Origin of the sequence: Roseovarius sp. BRH_c41 (genome assembly GCF_000961715.1) — a bacterium.
In the GTDB taxonomy this organism is placed as follows: domain Bacteria; phylum Pseudomonadota; class Alphaproteobacteria; order Rhodobacterales; family Rhodobacteraceae; genus Roseovarius.
In genome coordinates this window covers 1-19,995 of record NZ_LADY01000037.1, presented here as the reverse complement: position 1 = coordinate 19,995, position 19,995 = coordinate 1, and the positions used below count along the sequence as shown (strand labels likewise).

The following is a 19,995-nucleotide window of genomic DNA, read 5'->3' as shown; positions in this document are numbered from 1 at the left end:
GTGCCCGTCGTCTACTGATCTGGCGAAGGTAGGGCTGGGTAGAAGAGAGGCGGCCAATCCCGCGAAGGTATGACAAGTTTGCGCTCGGTGATTTACAATGGCCTAAGCGCTAATCTTGATCGTTGGCTCGAATCCTTTCCCCGGTTTTTGATCGTAGATCACCAAAGGCAGATCGGCTTTGGGCATTCGTGAGCGACCCGTTTCGACAGCCGCGGAAGACGGAAGAACAGGAAATACGTTGATAGTCGCATCCTCGCCGTGGTGGGCCTTGATCCGATCAAAGAGCCTGCGAAGGTGAGTCTTATAGATTGCAAGATCGTCCTGTCTTCGCATGATGTCGTTATGAGGATCATCTGCCGTGATCGACCAGATTGCCACGTTATCGCCCAGAACCGAGCGAATTCTCTGATCATCGACGGTCGCGCTGAGCGCCAGCTTAAGGGCGACTGGTACGTTCATTGGCCCAGAGTACTCGCCAATTTTGAAATTTATCGACGGCTGATGGAGTTGCCATTTCCACGTAGATGGCTCGCGATATTTTTGGTGAACAGATACAGGCATAATATCACCTAGCAATGTACCGAGCTCGATGAGAAGAGGCTGCGGAGCAAGCGCAAACACACTCAGCTGACGGATTTCCTTCTGCTCTATCCTCTCCTTCACCTTGCGTTGAAACTGACGATGCAGATGCGCGCTTTGTATGCCCCAAAACTCCGGTTCATCATCCTTGATTTCGGAATTCAGCTCGATATCGATGGTTCGTCGCTCTGCCGGATGTCTGTCGGGTGGCATGGCGGCAAAGATGGCTTTGGTGGAAACCAGCGAGTCCATCTGGCCGATAGTTGCCGCGAAACGGAGCACATGAGCTGCGCGGTCAGCGTCCATATCTGTAACAGTCTCGATCCGCTCTTCGTGCTCGCGCTTCATTGCCACGAGCGTTTCTTCCGGATAGTCGTCCACGTGATCTACGTCGATTTCCTTGTGATGGATGGGACACATCAGCATCAGGTTGCTGATATCACGGGCGAGAAGTGGCGAGCGGACTTTATCACCCCTCGGGCCATTCTCGCTATCTGCTACAATATGCGCGATGAAACCGAACTTTCCGTCTTCCTTGCCAGCGATCAGGTCGCCGACAAGGAGCTTGTTGCATCCTGCAAACTCACATCGGCCCGCCGCCAAAGCCCATAACTGGGTCTGTATCTTTGCTGGGATATATGAACTAGACAATTTTCTGCTCCATTTTGAATAGTGCCGCCACAGCGAGTTTCGATTGGCTGGTCAGACAAGGAGCCGACCGATTTCAGGCTATCGAATGACGCTAATGCTCCGGCAATTGCCAACCCTCGCCAAATCCAGCTGCCGAAACTTCATCCGCAATTACCAACTGGCCGGCCTCGGGCAATTGGCCACGTTGAAATGTGGTGATAGTAGCCTGAATCGAGGCCTTGGCCATTAGACGGACGATGACCAACGCCGCAAACGAAGGTCCGCTGTTCTCGACCATATCCGTCATCGACGCCACGTCGATCTCGCTAGGTATTGGTGGGAATGTCGGGTGCGAGTGCCACTCGCCAAGATAGTCAACCCGTCCAGCACGACCACTATTCTCCAGCAAGATCCGATCCATCTGTTGTGAGTGCGGCTCAGGTACACTATCGAAACGATCTCGTGTCCCCGCCTCAAGATCGACTGTCAAACCGACGAGTTCAAATTTTCCCGGAGCTGTCTGTTCTGCAACCAACCACCCGCCGATCTCGCGGTTGCCGCCTTGCTTAAGGTGGATCTGCAGTTTCGCAAGCTGCGAGCGCGGGACTGTGAGGCTAAGCGTCATCTTGTACTCCCAGGTGAGTCATGACGCGCTCAACGCCCTCTTCTGCACAACTTTTGCTGCCCTTTTCCCATCCTTCGTGAGGAGCGAAAATGACTGGGTGGGTGTCGAAGGGATGATCAAATATCCAACCTTTGCGCAGCCCGATAAAATAGGCAGGTTCCGGATGAACTCTCATCTCTGTGGTTGCGAGAGCGTCCAGGGCGTGACGTGCCAGCCTGTTGGCAATGACACCCACATCGCCGTCAGAAGCTAAAAGAGGCTCATCGTCGTCATCACCTTGCACCCCGTAATTGTGCTCGCGGCCCTCTGGCGGTGCCATGCCTTTCTCGTCGCACCATGCTCGTAATTGAGTTGCAGCGGTCAGTGGCGGCGAATCTTCAGATGGGATACTTCGTGCTATCAGTCCTCCGAGTCCTCCCGCGTAGACTCGTCCCCAAACGAGAGGTTTACGCTTCTGCGTGCAAATGGCCGCTGCCATTCGAAACACTCCGCTATCAGCCGTCGTATCTATGACGAGATCACAAGTGCTGATGATCTCGCTCAACTGAGCAATATGCTGGACAGCGGATTGAGACGTCAGACTCATACCCAAGGCACCGACTTTCACTACCGGATTTATTCTCAACAATCTGTGCCTTAGAGAAACTGCCTTGTGATGCCCCACATCCATTTCATCGAGTTCGTTCCGAACTAAGTTGTCAGACCAAAGGACATCATTATCCAGCAACATGAAATGACCGACGCCTTCGCGCGCAAGACTGGCGGCCACTTTTGATCCCAGCGAACCTGCGCCAATGATGCAGATGCTAGATTCTCGAAACATCTTCCCGTGGAGTCGGCGTTCTCTAACCTTCGGCGGTTCAAAGGTATGAAACAGGTCAATCTTTCGTTTCGCTCCGTTGTGCCGAACGCGCAGCAATACCTCTCGCCTACCATTTGACATGACAACCAGCATGTCGCCGGCGTCTTCTACCCATTTACGGAGCCAAGAAGGCAGGTACTGGTACAAGAGCCCCTTGAGCTCTTCGGGATGCAGATCTGGAAATTGTCGAATATCGGGCAATCGATATAGGACCCCTGGGACCACCCTTCCCCCAAATCCCGCACCATCAATCGGCACCCGTAAGCCAGAATCCAGCCCGATGCTCGCGATGCGAGCAACAAGAACTTCGGAACCCCCAACCCGGCGCTCCAAAGTCATATGAATATCGGTTGCGTGTCCGGCAAGGCGCAACCTTAAAAGGCGTGCGGTGTCAGGCGGTAGCATGAAGCGCCGGGAGCACCCCGAGAGCAGCGAAGGTAAGTCGGCTGGATGAGCGCTTTCCACGTCTGAGAAAGCATCGTCCTTTGGGGTTGCCTCAAGAAGTGCTTTGGCACTCCTTACTACATCCACACTCTTGCAGTCGGGATGCCAGTTATCCGGTCTATACTGAAGGCATAGTTCGCCTCCCTCGCCATACTGGTGCTGGGATAGCCGGACCGAGCTGTCGGCTGGAAGTACAAATGGTGGCAGATCTGGAAAAAGTGCTGGGAAAACCAGCCGCAATGGAATGCGACGCTCCCCGGCGAGCAGAACAAACGACCAGGTCAGCAGGCCATCGGCGTTTTTGCCGAATTGGTGTTCTTCCAGCCAATCTGATGCCGCTGCTATGACAGCGAGCTCTTCACACTCACGGATTAGCCGCGCTTCGCCGGCTGTGAAGTCCATCAACCAAAACCTTTTGGCTCCGTCGGCCTCCGATCCTCACCACCAAAAACGAGACCGGGCGCAGAAGCCCCGGCTGCAGCGGCAGGAGCAACGGATGCCGCACGTGACCCCGCAGATGCCGCTACCCTCGAGCGCGCACCTTCAACGAGGGTGCTTCCAAGATTTCGTGAGAGCTCGTTTAGAACCATATTTGTGTCGCTGAACCTTTGAACGGCACCAAAATCCGTTCGAGCAGCCTCCAGCCACTTGAAGAATGATTCCCGGCGCTTGGGAAATTTTTCCCACCTATCCGCAAAATTCTCTGAAGGGTCAGTCGGGTTGGCGATCCATGACACCCCATTCCGTTCTTTGATCGCGAGATGCATGTCCCTCAGAATCTTGGCAATTGCATCCGATACCCTTGCTTCGCCTGCATAAGCATGGGTTGAGAGCGTCGTAAGGATCACACTAATAACCTTCAGGTCCGAATCCTGCTCCGCGAACCACTCATCCCTGTGACGCTTCAAGATCATGATGGATGACTGAAGAGGCGTTCGCACCCGAAATACCGGAACGTCTTCCACACTCGCTGTCACTTTGCCTTGGGCGTCGAGGAATGCCCTGCGACGTTCATTCAGTTGTTCGATCTGCCTCGACTTGAACCATGCGGCAAAGCCTCTGGGATTGCTCGTGCGCCACTCATCCGTGATCACATGGTAAGTTTCAGCCTTGTCGCTGTCGGTGATGGCGATCGCACCTTCCGCGAGCGATTGATCCGCGAGGTAGGTAGAAAGGACTGCACGCATTTTTGCCTCGTCTGGAACTGCCGGCAATACGTCCATGTGGAATTGCGCACCATCGGCGTAAATCAAGGTACAGCACCTTCTAGACTCACCGACCTCGTTCTTGATCCCTCGTGCATCGCGATACGCCTGGAGCTCTGCCAGCAGAAGAGCGCGAAGATCTGCTTGGGAAATTTGTGCTTTCGTCAGCGACCGGAACGAGACAACGATGTCGAGATCGTAATCTTCGTCCTTGGATGTCGGCTTGATCGGTGTGCCGAGCGCGAAAGAGCCTTGGATATAGACATCGGGATCATAAGCACGAACCTTGGACTCATCGCGATGCAAAAACTCGCCAAGGTCCTTGTAGCGTCTTTCGGCTTGATCAAAGCGATCTTGTGGCACTGCCAATTCTTCAGCAAGTTTTTCAATCGCTACGTTATAGCCAAAACCTATGTTCGAACTCGTGTTCATCATCAAATTCCTAACTCAAATGACTTCAGCTTAAAGATGTTCTTTTGGGCGCGACTTTTCAACCTTTTTGCGGAACCGTATTTGCAGATTTTCTATAACCCCTCAGTCCATATGTTCTTGATTTTACGTTCGTCTTGTTTAGCGGCAATGGCGGCACACCCGAGACCAACTGCTCACGTTGATCCACAGCAGCTCGATACCCTCGCCGCGTCTTGGTCGCCATAAGCTTCATGAGCGCGGAGACAGCTCTACCCTCGTCCGCGTGCTGTTCGATCAGCATCTGCCCTCGAAACCCGATACGGCCCCACTCCCGCACGAGGCATGCTCCGCCAAACAGGTCTGGCTGAACGCTCATTCGATAGAAGCGCCGCATGTTGAGAGACGGGTCGATCCGCTTGAGATCGACTGTCGTCGGGAACACTTCCATTTGCTGCACAGCATCCAACATATTGGGCTCTTCTTTCTTAAGTTCCACAATATCAGGTGGACATCTGTGTTTCCACTATGTTCTAATTTTTCCAGACTCAGATGAAACCTCTTCACTGAACTCTCCCCCAACTTGGCAGAACTGCTGCGGGTTCGGGACTTTGACTGTGCTTCGTGTTCTTCGATAGGGCGACAAATGGTAAAAAGCATCTGCATCTTCTCGGACGGAACCGGCCAGATGGGCGGCGCCAGGCCGGACCAACGGCTCTCAAACATTTACAAGATGTATCGAGCCATGCGTCCCGGCCCAGATTCGCCAATTAGCCCGAAGGACCAAGTGGCCTTTTACGACCCTGGCTTGGGAACGGGAGAAAGTGGCGGTTTTTTCGGTCGGATCAAGCCGATCCTTGAAAGCGCCGTCGGCACCGGCATCGACCACAACATCATCGATTGCTACGAGCAGATCATCGCCCATTACGAGCCCGGCGATCGCGTGCTGCTGTTTGGGTTTTCTCGCGGAGCCTATACGGTCAGAGCACTCGCCAATGTCATGAACCTTTGCGGTGTCCCAACGCAGATGCCCGATGGTTCTCCGGTGCCGCGTCACGGGCCCGGCCTGCGCAAGATCGCCAAGGACGCTGTGAAGTTCGTCTATAACCACGGGGCCGGGAAACCACGGACACAGAACCCATATTTTGTGAACCGCGAAGAGCTCGGCAAACGATTCCGCAAGAAGTATTCGAGCTCTCCCCTTGAAGGTGACGACAACCAAGGCAATGTTCAGCCTACCTTCATCGGGGTCTTCGACACGGTGGCATCACTGCGAACGGCAGTTGTCCGCACCTTGGTCTGGGGCGTCACTTTCGGGGTCGGAGCGGCTTTTGCCGCAAGCGTTGCTTTCGGGTGGTCTTGGCTTTTGGCTGTTCCACTCGGCGTCCTACTAGTTGCGCTTCTTTGGCAGCTTGGTTCCCTGTTGCTCGACAACTTCAAATATTTCTCGGACGATCCCGAGCGCAAACTGAAGCTCTGGCGCCCAACGGATTGGCCGCAGATCCTCAAAACGGGTCACTTCGCGGCGTGGAACAAGCGCAACTACGACAAGTGGTTGGATCCCGATGTCCAACACGCCCGTCACGCCATGGCGATCGACGAGGACCGTACTGACTTTCCAAGGGTCGGATGGGCATCCAAGGCGGCCGCGATTGAGACCAAAGATCGAGAGCCGAAGTGGCTGAAGCAGGTCTGGTTCCCGGGCTGCCATAGCGACATTGGCGGAAGCTATCCCGAGGCAGAGTCCCGCCTAAGCGATATCGCCCTCGATTGGATGGTCGACGAATTGAAAGACTGCGTGCCGTCAATCCAGATCAACGAGAACGTCTTGAACCGCGCCCCTGACCCTCTGGGTTTGCAGCACCGCGAAGACGCGATGGTAGCATTTGGACCCCTCCGCATCCGCTGGAAGAAGGGAATTCGAGCAGTTGGCGACGACTTCCCACTCCATCTTTCAGTCGAAGAGCGCATGCGAGCCAAGGCCGTCGCCCAGTGTGGCGAGGTCAAGCCCTACCGACCTGCCCAGTTGAAAGAGCGACGCGACTTGAAATTCTACTACGACGAATAGGGGACTAATCGACGGCGCTCACCCGCCCAACAACTCCTCGATGAAATCCTCCTGCCGGTCGAGCGCCACCTCCCATTCCTTCGGCACCGCTGCCTCCCGCTCGAGCGTCTCTGGTTCAGGTTGCCCGCGCCCAGCCTCCATCGCCATGACGCTCATCGCGCGTGCTTCCCGGCGTTGCGAACGATCCCGGACAGGCGCGCGTTCGGCTGGATTCGCCGGCTCCTCTGCGCCGATCTCGTTACCAGCATCGCCACCCCAAGGCCCTACACCCTGCACGCTCGGCGGATAGGGGAACGGCTTGCCCTCCTGGCGGGCCAACATGTCCTTGAAAAAGGGATCATCATAATACTTGATCCGGCTCGCCTTGATCGGGTGCTGGGGCGAGGCGAGGATAATCACCTCGTCGGGATCCATCAGACGCGCTTCGGTCTCGGAAAGCAGCGGGCGCTCTTCCAGACGCGCCGAAGTCGAGGTAGCGCCAAGGAAGCCCTTGTTGCGGCCATACATCCGGGTCACCGCCTCGCGGGTAGTACTGCCGACGGCGGCGGAGACCTCCTTCACCGTGCGCTGGTCCCGTGGGGTGATGTAGAGCTTGAGCCCTGCCCCGTTCTCGAGGCTCTCCCGGCCTTCGGGCCCGTAGATCCGGTCGAGCGAAGCCAGCGACTGCGCGATCATCGCGACGCGGCCGCCATAGCTTGCCAGCGAGTGGATCGCGCGTTCGAGATAGGGCATCGCCCCCATCTGCTGGAATTCGTCGATCATCATCATGACCGGCCAGGGCTCATCCGGGCCAGGTTCGTTCAGGCGGATTGAGGCGATGAGATCGGCGAACATCAGGCGCAGGAGCGGCGCCAGGGTCGCGATGTGATCCTCGGAGACCGCGATGTAGAGCGACTGCGGGGTTTTCCGGAAGGTCGAGAAATCGAAGTCGCTGTCTTTCGTGGCCGAGCGCACTGCGGGGTTGTCCCATTGCTTGAGACCGGCCGTCATCAGCGCCTGAATATTCGAGGTCAGGAGCCGCGACGAGGCTGAGGCCGCGTTGGTCCAGAGCTCGCGCAGGATGTCTTCCTCGGCCTCGTCGGCATAGGTCTTGTATTGAGCATTCTTGTACTCACCCCCGGCGACGATCTGGTTGACCGCGCCAAGGTTCGGGGTGCCGCGCTGGATCGCCAGCAGACAGGCCGCGACGAAAATCGACTTGCCGGCCTCGGAGAAGGTGTCGAGCGTCTTGTTGTCCTTGTCGAGAAAGAGGTCGGCAAGGATCGAGACCTCGGTGAAGCGCTGCGCGAAGCTCGGGGCCTTGGCGATCCGGGCAAGCGGGTTGTAGCGATGCGTGGCATTGGCCCAGTCAAAGGGACTGAAGCGATAGACCTCGTCACCGTTGAGCGCTCGGAGCCGCGCGGTCTTCTCGAAGTTCTCGCCTTTCACGTCGAGCACCACGACCGAGCCCGCGAAGCTCAGGAGGTTCGGGATGACGAAGCCAACGCCTTTCCCGGCGCGGGTGGGTGCCACCATCATCACATGCGGGATGGTGGTCGAGGATATAAACTCGGCTTTCGTCTGCGGCGCGCCAAGCTTGCCGCAGACGAAACCCTTGCCGGGGGCCTGCAGCATGTCGTTCTTTTTCAGCTCCACCTTGGTCTGCCAGTGGGCTGAGCCGTAATCATCGCGCTCCTTCTTCCAGGTCCAGGCCAGAGCCAGAGCGCCGAGGCCGATCGCCCCGAAGCCGGCAGCGCCAAACCCGACCTTGAAGGCCTCGGGGTGCGCTGCGCGTGTCGCCGCACTCGCCTTCCAGAGCGCGAGCATATCGAAACTGCCAAAGCCGGTTTTCAAGGCCAGGGTCAGGTAGAAGGCGGCAACGATGGTGCCGATGACGGAACCGCAGATCACACCGAAGAGAAGTGCGGCCCAGAGGGGAAGTGTCTTGGTCATGGTGGTCATCTCCCCTTTAGAATTCCATCTCGTCATCGAGACCGCGGTCGCGACCCAGCTCCTGCGCCTCTTGCTGACCGCGCAGCCGCGCCACCTCGGTCGCCTTGTCCTGCTGCAACCCGGCGGCGCGATCTGTGAACACCTGGTCGCCCGTTTCCTCAAACGTCATTTCGAGGAACTCCTGCGTGACGGTGATCTGGTCGAGCTTGCTCGGCAGTGCCGCGTCCAGCACCTCGTAGTTGCCGCGCCGGAGTTCAGCCAAGCCCTCCTCACCCAATTCCTTGAAGAGCTCGGAGTGCAGGGTCCGCTCGACCGTCTCTTCCTGTTCCTCGGTGAGCTTGCCATCGCGCAACATGTCGGCGAGGTCCTGCAGGTAGGGATTGGGCGTCCGGTCATCCTCGTCGATGAGCGGCAATGTCGCCTCCTCCTCATCCGCGAGGGTCCGGCCGATCTCGACGCCCAGTTCCTTGGCCCGTTCCATCAGCGCGTCCATCACGCCGTCGACCTTTTCCAGCGCGGCATCGAGCTGCTCGTCATTGGCGGTCCCGATGCTCAGGCCATCCTTCGCCAGTACCGCGTTCATGTCCCGCTCAACCCAGTCCTGCGCCATACCGTAGTTCCGCGTGCCACCCGACGCGATCCGGGCCACCAGTTCCTCCCTGTCCATGCCGGCTTCCTCGGCGCTTTCGAGGACGTCGCGCAACCCCTCGTCATTGCCGGACTGCAGCGCAGCGATCAGAACCTCGCTGCCCGCCCCCGGCGGATAAGGTTTCTCGAGCTGCTTGCTAAAGCGCGCGCGCAGGTCCGGGTCCGGCACCATCTGCGAGAGGTCCGCGATGATCGGCGCGGCCTTGGCTTCAAAAGCGGCGCGCTCGGCCGGGTCCAGTTCCTCAGCCTTGATCCTGAGCGCCTCAATCGTACGCTCGGAATAGTCGATCGCGTCACCGACGGTCTTGATGTCCTTCATGTCTATCGTCCTTTCGGTGAAATTCCACGGTGTGCCCGAGCCAAGGCCATCCGCCATGCCGCGCACGGCACGAGCCAGGTGCCGCTGGTCCATCCGGTCCAGCAGGTCGGCGAGGTTCTTGTAGTCCTTGGCGAAGCCCACCACCTGGGCCTGCGCGATGGCCGATTCCTGGGCCGTCATGACGATCTCGCGCGGCAGGCGGGCCTCTTCCTTGGCGCGGTAGATCTCCTCGATCCCGGCGGGCTTTTCGAAGATGCCACGCTCGAGCCGGGTCGTGGCGTCAAGCATCACGCCGTAGCCTTCCGCGATCTCGGCCTGCTTCTCGCGCATGAGCTGCGGCGACATCACGCCCTTGGCCCAGCAGGAGAACCAGGTGCCGTTTTCCATGCCTCGGTTGTTCAGGATGATGTGGGCGTGCTTGTGTGCGCGGTCGTCATGGACGGCGAGCACATAGTCCCACTGATCGCCGTATTCGCCGCTCTCGAAGAAATGCTCCGTCCAGTCCATGGCGATGTCGCGCACCTGGTCGACCGTCACATCGGTTGGGAACGAGAGCAGCATGTGCGAGGTGAAACCGAGCTTGGTCGAGCCGCGCCAGGTCCCGGCCCAGTCCTCGATGATGTTTTCTTTCTGCTCCTCAGAGAGCACCGCCGCATCGGTCAGCGTATTGGTCATCGTCGAGTAGGTGTAGACCGCCTTGTCGTTGATGTAAGAGATCTGCGCCCCGAGCGAGGCACGCGTCTTGCAGCCACCTGCTCGGATCCGTTTGAACACCGCCGCGCGGCTCTGGCCCGAGGCCGCCTTCAGCGCGTTGCGCGCCGACATGGATCCGACGCGCGCGAAACTCCGCCCCTGTCGACGCCCCGCCAGCCGCGCGTCGATCCGCGCCGCGGCCTGGCCGCGGATGCGCTCATCCTCCCAGAGCCGCCCCATGACGGAAGCGTAGAGGGCGAGCGGATCAGCCATTGCGCACCAGCCTCAGGCCGACCGCAATCGCGCGCGGGTCATCCTCCAGAACCGCGCCATCCGCCCCCTGCCCTTCTTCCTTTTTCGGCCACTCCTGAGCGCGCAAGACCTTCGCCGCATCCTTCATCCGGCCCATCTCACGGCTCATGGACTGGGCCAGATCGAGCAGTTTGATAAGCACCGCGCGGTCCGCTTCCGAGACCTCCAACCGACCGCGATGCACCGCCTTGGCAAGCACCAGTCCGGCGTCGCTCACATCCTTCGCCTGACGCCATGCGGCGCAGAATTCAGCCACCAAATCGCGGGGCACATCAAGGAACCCACACCGTCCGCGCAGCACCGCATTGAGTGCCTGGGATCGGTTGGCATAGCCCCGCGCGCGCCACTCCGCATCGAAGGCTTCCAGCTCCGATCGGCTGGCTCGAAAGGCCACCGTCTCGCTTGGATCGCGCACCGCGATGCCCTCGCCCGCCTCTTCTTTCGCGAGCCGGTTCACGTGGCGCGAGGATATGCCGAACGCCGCCGAAAGCTCCTTTGCGCTTTCACCCGCCGCAAATCGCCGCGCCACTTCGATGCGCTCTTCAAGCTTCAGGTTTTTTGCTGGCCTCGGCACGGGTCAGACCCCTCGGACAAAATGTGCAAACATTGGCTATATCCTGCCAACATCTTCCTTCTCTCCTTCGCTTATACTTCAATACATCACATTGCGCAATATTACGTTTTGCATGATGTGTGTTTTTGCGAGTCCTGGCAGCGCTATGAAAGCCCCTTCGCAGCCCGGCGTGGAACAGCTCAGTCCGCATCGATGCGCGACAACTAGGTAGATAAAGCTGCCTAAACTTGCACCCAGGCAGCACGTGATGACAGGCAAATCGAGCGCCCGAGCCGGCCACGGATCGGGCGCCAGGAACACGAAAACGGCCCGCGCGGGATGGCGCGGGCCACACCCGTTTAGGGCGTCACGAAGCTTCTGAGAGACGGTGTCAGACCCCTGCGGATCCGAAGACCCGCAGGGGTGTCTGGGTCAGTGACCCAGTCCCTGATTGCGCAGGTCGTCGTAGCGGCTGCGGGCGATCAGCGCCTCAGTCTCGAGGCTGTCGAGGGTCTCTGGATGGGCGTCTTCATCGAAGGCGGCGAGGTAGGCATCGAAGGCCATGTCGGCTTGCAGTTCAGCGAGGTCGATGGATTGTTCGAGTATCATGATGTGATCCGGCCCAACAATCGTCGTTGGACGGATCGTGGAAAAGACCGGGGGCATGAGAGCGGGCTGCACTCGGCACGGGGCGGAATGGAGCACGCCGGGGGCAGGTTTGTTGTGAGCGATGCCCCGCAGCGCTCAAGGCGCCAGCCGTCCAGAAACCTGCCCCCGGCGTTGCCGACCGCTCGACCCCGGGCTAGCGATCTGAGAGGCCAACAGGTCGACGGAAAGGCGCGAGACGGTGACACGGGCGCGAGACAGTGCCCTCCAGACGCATGACGTTCATCTGCGACTTCGACCCTCGCGGCGCAGGGTGAGTTCGGTGCCCTGGTAGCTTCGCCAACACGACCCAGGCGCGTGTTGCTCGACTGAGAAAAGGGATGCGCTTGGCCTCGGTCGGCGGACTGCCATTTCTCCCTGCGGACAGTCGGTTCCCACTCGGGTTCGCGCGATGCACGTTGTCACTGAACAGAAAGATCAGAGCCGCACCTGCGACAATATCCCGTCTGACAACCCGCCTCTGCGTCCGCGTCCGAACTATGCCGCATGCTTCGGACACGGGTTTCGGACCCGAACCTCTGTCGCTTCTCGAAACGAGAAAAAGCCAGACCGCCGGAGCGGTCTGGCCTTTGGTTTAGGCGGCGTCTTTCGGACCCCAGGGGATAACGGCCTGCAGGGACAGATCGTCCTGGTTCGCGGCCTTGCCAAGGTTGGCGTTGAAGCTGTGATCGCGGATGGTCAGTGTGTAGTAGTCGGCGCCGGTCTCCTTGTTCTGCTTCTTCCAGATGCCGCCGCACTCGACCAGCTTGCCGCGCGGGGAGCGGCCGAGGACGCGGTGCGTGGGGGCCATCGGGTTGGTGCTCGCGACGGGTTCGACCGTGATGTCGAGGTCGAAGGTCAGGGTCGAGATGGAGCCGACGCCCTTGGCAGTTTCGATGTCGGCGCTGGTGAATTTGATGCAGTTCGTGGTCATTGCTCTTCTCCTTGTTTGCGTTGCAATGATGGTCACCTTGCAGCTGGCCAAGGCCCGGCCACACCGAAGGCGAAGCGGAGCGGAGAGGGGCAGGCGCCGGTCTTTTTGGCGCGCGAGGAATGACCCGCAGGGTCAGGGGAAAAAGATCGGCGACAACCTTTGTGGACGGGACGACAGCTGCGACCAGCATGTCATGCAAAGCAACACATCGGGAGAAGTGCGATGGCCGCAACTGGGAACTGGGTGAACTGCCGATGGAACGACCGGGGGCGATGTCTTTTCAGCCCTCTCACCCCAAGCCGCAGCCGGACGGGTTCGCGCTTTGCCGAGCCTTGCCTAACGTTTCGCGACCTCTCTCATACGTAGCAAGCTGGTTGAGTGCGGTGCCATCTGGCAGAGCGATTTCAAGCAGACCACCGGGGCATCTGCACCGGGCGCGGGTCATCCCGATTTCGAACGACCGCTCTTCGGCAGCCGAATCCTTTGCGATTTCTTGCATCGCGTCGATCACCGGCCCTCTGCCGGCTTTGGCCAGAGCGATCCGGCGGTCGTCGAAACTCCTTTGCGGTCAATGATGGCAGAACAGCATGTCCGGCAAAGCGAGGACTAACACCGGCTGAGGCGCGGTGGACGAGACCATTGAGGCCACCCGCCCGTCCCAGCGACCGTTACCGAATGGCCGAGATGCAGCGTTGCCACGACCATGCGGCGGCTGGTCGGGATGGCTCCGGAGGAGACTGCCCGGCCAGCAGCACGTCGCAGGGAGAGGCAGCGTTTCAACTCGGGGAGGTCGGCTGCGCGCAGCCGACCGAGTAGGGCGCGGTCCTGACCAAAGGGCAGGAGGGGCCATGATCATCAAAACCTAACCATCGCCTGAAACGCTCGGTTTGCCGCGAAGAAAACTGAGTGAACTGATGATGGAGATTCAGCCGACCTCCGTGCTTCGAGGTAGGCCTTTGCCGTTGTATGTCCGACATGCGGCAAAAGACTGAGCCGGTCCTATCCGCAGTTGCGCAACCTCTTCCACTCTAAGGACAACGCAAGTGCATAAGGCATCAAAGACGGATCAGTAGGGGCAGTCTGGCCCCGGCCGCAGCACGCCCTCCGCAGTAGCGCGACCCAACGCAACATCTTGGCCGCGCTCAGTCAGCTCGAGCACCCGGTTTTTGTCGTGTTGCTCCAGCCGCACCAAGCCGGAGGCCTCCAGCAAGCAGGCGGTCGAAGTGAGTTCGTCACGTGTGGCAGCAAGTGCGATTACTCGGAGCCAATCCAGAAGGACGAGTTCATGCATTCGGTAGCACGGTGCCCGTTCGAGCGCCCGCAAAACAGCCAAAGCTCGATGCGCCTCTTTGATGACTTCAATCGGCGCGACATTGTTAGTCGTCATGAAGGATTCCCGCCCATCACCAAACCCGCCTCGTTCATTCAGATCGCGTGTTGGCCTGAACTTGAAGATCCCCCAGACGAGCCATTAGGGCATCAAATGCGATGGCGTCTGACTGAAGCAGCCCCGCTTCCTGCATTTTCCGGTAGTCTTGGGCCAGCGCCTCCAAGGCCTCACCTTCTGGGATCAGACAAAGCGATCCTGAGATGGCGTCGGCATAGTTTATCGTCGCGCCCGCACGGTCGGTTTCGCGAAAAAAGTGCTGTTTGTGCTTCGCAACATCTTGCGCAAGCGTCTTATCCTCCAGCGCCCGTGCAGCAATACCCACTGCCTGCAGTCGATCAAGATCGTACCAATGACGCGCATAGCGGTCGCCGCCTCGAAACTCGCCTCGCAAGCAATAGGCATGGATAGCCGTCGCTTTCTCCCAAAACGTCCGTTCGGCCATCATCACACGAGGCGTAGCGACGGGCGTAAACACTTCAGGTAGCGCCCCTGAGAGGTCACAAACCACTTCGTGACGCTGCGCCGGTTCGCCTGTCGACCTAGCACCAAATTCCAACAAGACCGAGGATCGAACATATCCGCTGCCGCTGCGCACCGCGTCGTAGTCCAGATAGATCTTGTCACCTTCCACACGGATTTCTGCGGGGAGCGCCACTGCCTTGACCTTGTCCGAAAACATGGGGGCAACTTTTGACCCCACCCATTCGCCCAAGCGACCTCGAACAGCTTCGGTCCATTTCTGAGCTTGTGAGCGGCTTGGCGGATACGGATCGTCCGGATCCTTGATAAGATCGGGAATGATCTGCCGGATGTCATATGTCAGGTCGACATCTTCCGAGAACCGGTCGATAGCCTTGTAGACCTTCGAAAGCGAGGTTCCGCCCTTGAAAACCAGGTGTTCGCCGAGATCACTGTCGAACAAGGCGTTAAGAGCCCAGACGACCCAGACGTCCTTTTCCAACAGGTCTGCAGGCCGCCCCAATTTCGAGGCGGCCACTTCCAGCGCGTCGATCTTGTCTTCACGCGACAGCGAAAAGTAAGTTTGGCTTCCTGTCATTGTGATGGCGCAAGCGCGCTAAGTTCCTTGGCCATCCAAGTAGGCGCAGAGGCTCGAAGGCTCAGAAGCTCGCGCTTCTCCTCTTCGTTCAACGTCGCCTTGATACGCCTCAAAGCCCGGGCAGCTTCAGACTTGCCGAAATAGGCGAGCGCCCGAAAGGCGTGCCCGGCACGGCTGTTGGGCGCACGAAGCTGCCAGCTCGGCACATGTTTAAGCTCGACGCTTTGCGCGCCGAGCTTCAGATGACGGCTCGGCCCGGAAGTCCAAAAAACTTGACGGGATGGGTTCTGCGTCGAGATGCCGAGCAAGTTCGCTGCCGACGCTCCGCTTTGCGACACGCGCTCACCGGTTGATTTCGCAATGTGCTCAACCACGGCCTCAACCGAGGGCGCCCGGCTCCCGAAGCGGGTTTTCATGGGCAAGGCGAACAATCCTCTCCTCACACGCAGAAGCTCCCCACGCCGCACCAACCGAGACAGCGCCTGATCGACCGCAGCACGCTCTCCGAGGTGCAACAACTCCCGCGCCGACAGGGTCGCACCCTCCGGCAGCGCTTCAGCATAGGCCTTGATCGCTTGAGATATGGTTCGCATGTTCGCCTCCAAGTGTCAGATATGTAGCTTAGTTTCTGACAGTTTTCAAGCTGAAGCTTCCTTGGGTCAGATCGAACCATTAGGACACATTCTCCGAAGCTCTGAGGCAAAACGAGGAGATCAATGGCGAGGGGAAATCATGACCAATTGGGTTCTCGCGGCACGGCCGAAACTGGCATTTTTGACATATAATTTCACTTAATAAGTTCGAACGATCCGGACGCCGGAGCCATCGTTTACCAGTTCATAGTCCCGTCTCGACAAGTCTATGTCAGATTCGCCAGGCACCGAGGCGCTCCGAGCGATCTGAAAGCCTGCGGGATCCAGCCAGATAATGCCATCAGGAGTAGGCAATGGTCGAACCGCATACCGACTTAGTTTCCCTTCCACTTCGGTAAAGCTTGCACCCACTGTCCTAGGCGCTACCACGACTCGATCCGGCTTAGGCAATGACCTGTACCATTCGAGAAAGAGCTGCGGGTCGATCAAGTCCTCATCGGATATCGGCTTACCTCGTTGAACTAGCCATAAGTCATAATCCACACGTCGTGCTGCACCTTCGTCCCGTGTTCCGACAATCCCCTGGGCGAGCGAAAAGGCGACAAACGGATCCAATGTTCCCCAACGCAAAAGTTCGCGGAACCAGAAACCGATCCACGGCAAACCGCTAGTCGCCCGCCAAGTGTCTAGACTCGGCACCTCAAGTTCGTCCGCACCCGCATTCCACGCTTCTGCGACGGCAGCACCCACCGCCACACCGAGACGAAATTCCAGATTGTTCGCGACGAACCCCTGCCATCGTCTCAACTCCACCGGCGGTGGCGGCGGAGCACCTTCGCGTTGCAACCACCAGCCAGCGATTTCGTGCCATCGTGCGATTAGCGCGGCTTCAGTCGCGCCACGTGAAGTAAACCCGAACCCTCGACCGGTTCGCACCAACTCCCCGATCTGCCAGAAAATCGCAAAGCGCGCCTCCGGAGTTCGCCGACCATAATCGGCTGCTTCCTTGAGGACAGCGTTGATCTGAGGCGACACCTGCTGGAACTGGCGACCGACATAGGGTGTGAAGCCGATTTGATAGAGGGTTCGCCGCTGAAACGGGTCCGGATAAAGACGTTCGACCACCGCCTGACCGCGCTTGATGAAGGCTGCCTCCATCCAACCCTCCACGGCACTTGAGTATCGTGTGAAGGTCCGCTTCCACACACGGCTCAAGGCGGCTTCAAGCAAAGCTGGGGGCAAGCCTTCCAGCTTCTCGATTTCGTCGACGGCAGCGATGATCACGCCATCGAGTTCGTCAAGACTGTCACCTAACATGTCGAGCAGTGCTGGCGAACCGACGCCAAGATCAGTCCCGACCTCCTCCGGCATCGTCTGCTCAAGGAAGTTGTGTAGGTCGGCCACGGTTCGCAGTCCGAGGTGATCCCGCAATTTTGTCCAAATAGACGCCAGCAATGTCTGCAGCGGTGCATAGACCACGAGATCGGCCGACTCCTCGAGCGCCAGTAGATGGAGCATCCGGTTGAGGTTTGCGACATAAGCGTCACGTTGCCTACGCTGTTCGTCTTGTTTACTGGCCGCCGTCGCGCTGTTCGCCATTCGCACGCAGACCAGAGTAAGGCCTTCCATCGCTTCCGCCGCCCCGGGCCGTCCTGCGCGCCCAGCGAGGTTGCGGAATTCGGAGGTAGGAATGATGTCGGTTACTGGCGCGCCATTAGTGCCGAATTCAACGATACGCTCTAGGCTCGGAAGAATGATAAGATCGAAAGGTAGGTTGACCCCTTCGGTCAATGTCGCGGTGGCGACCGTGATCGGACACACCTGCTTATCAATCAGTTCAACCATTAAGCGCCGAAGCCGTTGCGGCATTTGACCATGGCTAGAGGCGATGCCGCGATCAAGTAGGCGGACTTCGCTTGACCCCTCGCCACAATAGTCGACACAGGCCGCGCGCGCCTCATCGAAGAGCCGCCGCGCGTTTTCAGTTTTCGGCGTAAAGGGGGCGATTGCAGACCAACCTGGCAGATCAAATGCCTCGGCATAGCGACGCATTATGCGATCTGGACCCTGAGTAACTGACACCAGTATGCGCCGGCCGCTCGGGGCGAGATGCAGCGCCGTCCACAGCGTGTGGATCTGCACATAATGATGCAGGCTGTTCTTAACGCCCGCTGGCGGGTCAGGCATCGGCGGCATGCCGAGCGCAAGGAACACGGGCGCATCGCGACCTCGAACATAGAGTGGCTGCCCGTTATTCAGTTCCAAAGTGATGAAAGGGGACTGTTTGGGGCGGCATTCCAGCACCCCGACCAGCTGACGACTGCTTCGATAGCCGAGACCAACTGGTACAGCGGCATCATCGCCCTCAATCCATCGCGATACTGGCGGTGCCGCGCCGCCGGCAACCGCAGTCAGCGCGATCCGCGCAATGTTTGGCTTGAGCACTAGGATACGAGATACCAAGCTTTCAAGTCGAATGGATCGATCGCCGTGTGCCGCCAGGTCGCGCATTGTCTTGGGCGTCCCCGCCACGACCACCTGATGCGCCTCGTCAATGATGAGCAAAGCTAGACGATCAATTAGCAGCCTGCCAACATAGCGCATCAGCGCCTCGGCTTTTTCGACGGTGGCGATGAGAACCGTGGGCGTTTCCGTCGTTAGCCAGTTATCGGTGATACCCCAGTCCGTCCCTCCGTAGAGACCAGTGATCACGACGTTCTCGCCTCGGAATTCGGAGCTGAGTTTCGCTTCGACCTCGCCTGCCAAGGCGCGCGACGGTACGAGGTAGAGGGCGAGCCGACCTGGCGCTCCGGGTTCGGGAGGCGCAAGTAGCAGCTCTTTGACGAGTGCGAGATTGGCAACCATGGTCTTACCTGAGCCCGTTGGGGTGCAGAGAGCGAAGGCATTTCCATCCGTTAGTCGCTCCAGCCCCTTGATCTGCGAGGCCCACAAGACGCCGCGCCCACGTCCAAATTGCTCGCGCGCAAAGCGGCGTAGATGATTGGTCGCCGCGGGTGTCACTGTGCCCTAATTAATCAGATTCTGCGGATTCAGGGCATTTGGGGACACTTTTGTACCCTTAATTACAATATATCCACAGGCACCACGCCTCAGGATTTGACGCTACTTGAGAGCCTCCAGATTGCATCGGCGCGCATCAGCAGCGCTTGGCGATTTGCGTCCGGTCCGAGTTCGGAAATGGCCTGACGAGCTGCCTGCAGAGCGCGCTCGGATCCGCCTTGGCGGCTCGTTTCACGTGTTTCCTGCTTAGGCACATGAACTGCTTCAGGTTGGTCCGGAAGCCGTCGATCAAGGTTCTCCGACAATCTACGGATCCGCTCGATCACCCGCCGATGCCGAGGAAAGGCGCGGCGCAATTCCCGGACCGCCCGATCGTTTCCTCGCAGGATGATGGCCGCCCCCAACAAGGGACGGGCCATGCCGACACCGACTGCGGCGAGCGCCATCAACCTTTCGCGCTCGTTGGCGGAGATGACGGACGCTGAGCGGCCAAAGTCCTGCATCGATACGACATGCAGGGTCAAATCCATCCGGCGCAGCCGCCTGAGATCGTTCGTCGCGACAGCCGTTTTCAAAGCTTGCGCGCCGCGAGCAGCGCGCGCAAGAAGCCGGTCTGATACGGCTTCGGTTAGCCGCTTCGTTGCGAGGGTCTGTCCACAGACCTCGCAGGTCATCGACCACGCAAAGCGCCAATGCCGAAGTACCAAATCGGGCGTTTTCTCCACGCAGGCCGAACAATACTGGAAGTCATGCGGCGACACGCATCGGGCGGATTGATGCATCTTGGCCATAAGGGTCATGGCGGTGATCTCATCCCGGGTCCGCTGAAGCACAGCTGTCACTGTGCCCTAATTAATCAGATTCTGCGGATTCAGGGCATTTGGGGACACTTTTGTACCCTTAATTACAATATATCCACAGGCACCACGCCTCAGGATTTGACGCTACTTGAGAGCCTCCAGATTGCATCGGCGCGCATCAGCAGCGCTTGGCGATTTGCGTCCGGTCCGAGTTCGGAAATGGCCTGACGAGCTGCCTGCAGAGCGCGCTCGGATCCGCCTTGGCGGCTCGTTTCAC

General features: G+C 58.9%; 15 protein-coding genes and 1 pseudogene. 1 reads left to right on the top strand and 15 read right to left on the bottom strand.

Annotated features, from left to right (window positions below):
* Positions 1 to 102: 102 nt before the first annotated feature.
* The 5 genes and pseudogenes from VR71_RS11385 to VR71_RS11365 all read right to left on the bottom strand — a co-directional run.
* The gene (locus VR71_RS11385; RefSeq protein ID WP_296430242.1) at positions 103 to 1,230 is read right to left on the bottom strand and encodes an SAVED domain-containing protein; all 1,128 of its coding nucleotides are present in this window, start codon (positions 1,228 to 1,230) and stop codon (positions 103 to 105) included.
* A gap of 91 nt (positions 1,231 to 1,321) precedes the next feature.
* On the bottom strand, positions 1,322 to 1,834 hold the full coding sequence (locus VR71_RS11380) for a Mov34/MPN/PAD-1 family protein (RefSeq protein ID WP_296430240.1): 513 nt from the start codon (positions 1,832 to 1,834) through the stop codon (positions 1,322 to 1,324).
* Positions 1,824 to 3,542 (bottom strand): ThiF family adenylyltransferase, encoded by a 1,719-nt coding sequence (locus tag VR71_RS11375; protein ID WP_045683966.1) that lies wholly within the window; start codon positions 3,540 to 3,542, stop codon positions 1,824 to 1,826. Before VR71_RS11375 ends, VR71_RS11380 begins: the two co-directional genes overlap by 11 nt.
* Positions 3,542 to 4,777: a nucleotidyltransferase gene (locus tag VR71_RS11370; protein ID WP_296430239.1), complete on the bottom strand. Its 1,236-nt coding sequence runs from the start codon at positions 4,775 to 4,777 to the stop codon at positions 3,542 to 3,544. The genes VR71_RS11375 and VR71_RS11370 overlap by 1 nt, the downstream gene beginning before the upstream one ends.
* A gap of 193 nt (positions 4,778 to 4,970) precedes the next feature.
* Positions 4,971 to 5,225 (bottom strand): annotated as a pseudogene (locus VR71_RS11365) (WGR domain-containing protein); the annotation flags it as partial.
* A gap of 174 nt (positions 5,226 to 5,399) precedes the next feature.
* Here VR71_RS11365 and VR71_RS11360 point away from each other — a divergent pair.
* Positions 5,400 to 6,821, top strand: a complete 1,422-nt coding sequence (locus VR71_RS11360) for a DUF2235 domain-containing protein (RefSeq protein ID WP_045683962.1) — start codon at positions 5,400 to 5,402, stop codon at positions 6,819 to 6,821.
* Positions 6,822 to 6,839: 18 nt separating this feature from the next.
* Here the strand turns inward: VR71_RS11360 and VR71_RS11355 are convergent, their stop codons facing one another.
* The 10 genes from VR71_RS11355 to VR71_RS11305 all read right to left on the bottom strand — a co-directional run bounded on the left by VR71_RS11355 (position 6,840) and on the right by VR71_RS11305 (position 19,700).
* Positions 6,840 to 8,753, bottom strand: coding sequence for a type IV secretory system conjugative DNA transfer family protein (locus VR71_RS11355; RefSeq protein ID WP_045684241.1), 1,914 nt, complete (start codon positions 8,751 to 8,753; stop codon positions 6,840 to 6,842).
* A gap of 16 nt (positions 8,754 to 8,769) precedes the next feature.
* On the bottom strand, positions 8,770 to 10,686 hold the full coding sequence (locus VR71_RS11350) for a relaxase/mobilization nuclease domain-containing protein (protein WP_045683959.1): 1,917 nt from the start codon (positions 10,684 to 10,686) through the stop codon (positions 8,770 to 8,772).
* Positions 10,679 to 11,299 carry a helix-turn-helix domain-containing protein gene (locus tag VR71_RS11345; protein ID WP_045683957.1) on the bottom strand — a complete coding sequence of 207 codons (621 nt, stop codon included), beginning with the start codon at positions 11,297 to 11,299 and terminating at the stop codon, positions 10,679 to 10,681. Before VR71_RS11345 ends, VR71_RS11350 begins: the two co-directional genes overlap by 8 nt.
* A 411-nt stretch (positions 11,300 to 11,710) precedes the next feature.
* Entirely contained in the window at positions 11,711 to 11,887 is a 177-nt protein-coding gene (locus VR71_RS11340; RefSeq protein WP_296430237.1) for a hypothetical protein, read from the bottom strand.
* A gap of 631 nt (positions 11,888 to 12,518) precedes the next feature.
* Positions 12,519 to 12,857: a DUF736 family protein gene (locus tag VR71_RS11335; RefSeq protein ID WP_045683953.1), complete on the bottom strand. Its 339-nt coding sequence runs from the start codon at positions 12,855 to 12,857 to the stop codon at positions 12,519 to 12,521.
* Positions 12,858 to 13,923: 1,066 nt separating this feature from the next.
* On the bottom strand, positions 13,924 to 14,244 hold the full coding sequence (locus VR71_RS11325; protein ID WP_045683950.1) for a hypothetical protein: 321 nt from the start codon (positions 14,242 to 14,244) through the stop codon (positions 13,924 to 13,926).
* Between the two features lie 34 nt (positions 14,245 to 14,278).
* Positions 14,279 to 15,304, bottom strand: a complete 1,026-nt coding sequence (locus VR71_RS11320) for a nucleotidyl transferase AbiEii/AbiGii toxin family protein (protein WP_045683948.1) — start codon at positions 15,302 to 15,304, stop codon at positions 14,279 to 14,281.
* Complete coding sequence (locus VR71_RS11315; protein WP_045683946.1) at positions 15,301 to 15,897, bottom strand: DUF6088 family protein; 597 nt, start codon at positions 15,895 to 15,897, stop codon at positions 15,301 to 15,303. Before VR71_RS11315 ends, VR71_RS11320 begins: the two co-directional genes overlap by 4 nt.
* Before the next feature lie 198 nt (positions 15,898 to 16,095).
* Positions 16,096 to 18,918 (bottom strand): DEAD/DEAH box helicase, encoded by a 2,823-nt coding sequence (locus tag VR71_RS11310; RefSeq protein ID WP_296430236.1) that lies wholly within the window; start codon positions 18,916 to 18,918, stop codon positions 16,096 to 16,098.
* 89 nt (positions 18,919 to 19,007) lie between these two features.
* Positions 19,008 to 19,700, bottom strand: coding sequence for a hypothetical protein (locus VR71_RS11305; RefSeq protein WP_296430234.1), 693 nt, complete (start codon positions 19,698 to 19,700; stop codon positions 19,008 to 19,010).
* Between the last annotated feature and the right edge of the window lie 295 nt (positions 19,701 to 19,995).

Bases quoted from the DNA above. Each gene is read 5' to 3' on its own strand.
- VR71_RS11370 (WP_296430239.1), bottom strand. From the start codon at position 4,777: ATGAACACGAGTTCGAACATAGGTTTTGGCTATAACGTAGCGATTGAA.
- VR71_RS11320 (WP_045683948.1), bottom strand. From the start codon at position 15,304: ATGACAGGAAGCCAAACTTACTTTTCGCTGTCGCGTGAAGACAAGATC.
- VR71_RS11305 (WP_296430234.1), bottom strand. From the start codon at position 19,700: ATGCATCAATCCGCCCGATGCGTGTCGCCGCATGACTTCCAGTATTGT.
- VR71_RS11355 (WP_045684241.1), bottom strand. From the start codon at position 8,753: ATGACCAAGACACTTCCCCTCTGGGCCGCACTTCTCTTCGGTGTGATC.
- VR71_RS11340 (WP_296430237.1), bottom strand. From the start codon at position 11,887: ATGATACTCGAACAATCCATCGACCTCGCTGAACTGCAAGCCGACATG.
- VR71_RS11380 (WP_296430240.1), bottom strand. From the start codon at position 1,834: ATGACGCTTAGCCTCACAGTCCCGCGCTCGCAGCTTGCGAAACTGCAG.
- VR71_RS11360 (WP_045683962.1), top strand. From the start codon at position 5,400: ATGGTAAAAAGCATCTGCATCTTCTCGGACGGAACCGGCCAGATGGGC.
- VR71_RS11335 (WP_045683953.1), bottom strand. From the start codon at position 12,857: ATGACCACGAACTGCATCAAATTCACCAGCGCCGACATCGAAACTGCC.
- VR71_RS11350 (WP_045683959.1), bottom strand. From the start codon at position 10,686: ATGGCTGATCCGCTCGCCCTCTACGCTTCCGTCATGGGGCGGCTCTGG.
- VR71_RS11375 (WP_045683966.1), bottom strand. From the start codon at position 3,542: ATGGACTTCACAGCCGGCGAAGCGCGGCTAATCCGTGAGTGTGAAGAG.
- VR71_RS11325 (WP_045683950.1), bottom strand. From the start codon at position 14,244: ATGACGACTAACAATGTCGCGCCGATTGAAGTCATCAAAGAGGCGCAT.
- VR71_RS11315 (WP_045683946.1), bottom strand. From the start codon at position 15,897: ATGCGAACCATATCTCAAGCGATCAAGGCCTATGCTGAAGCGCTGCCG.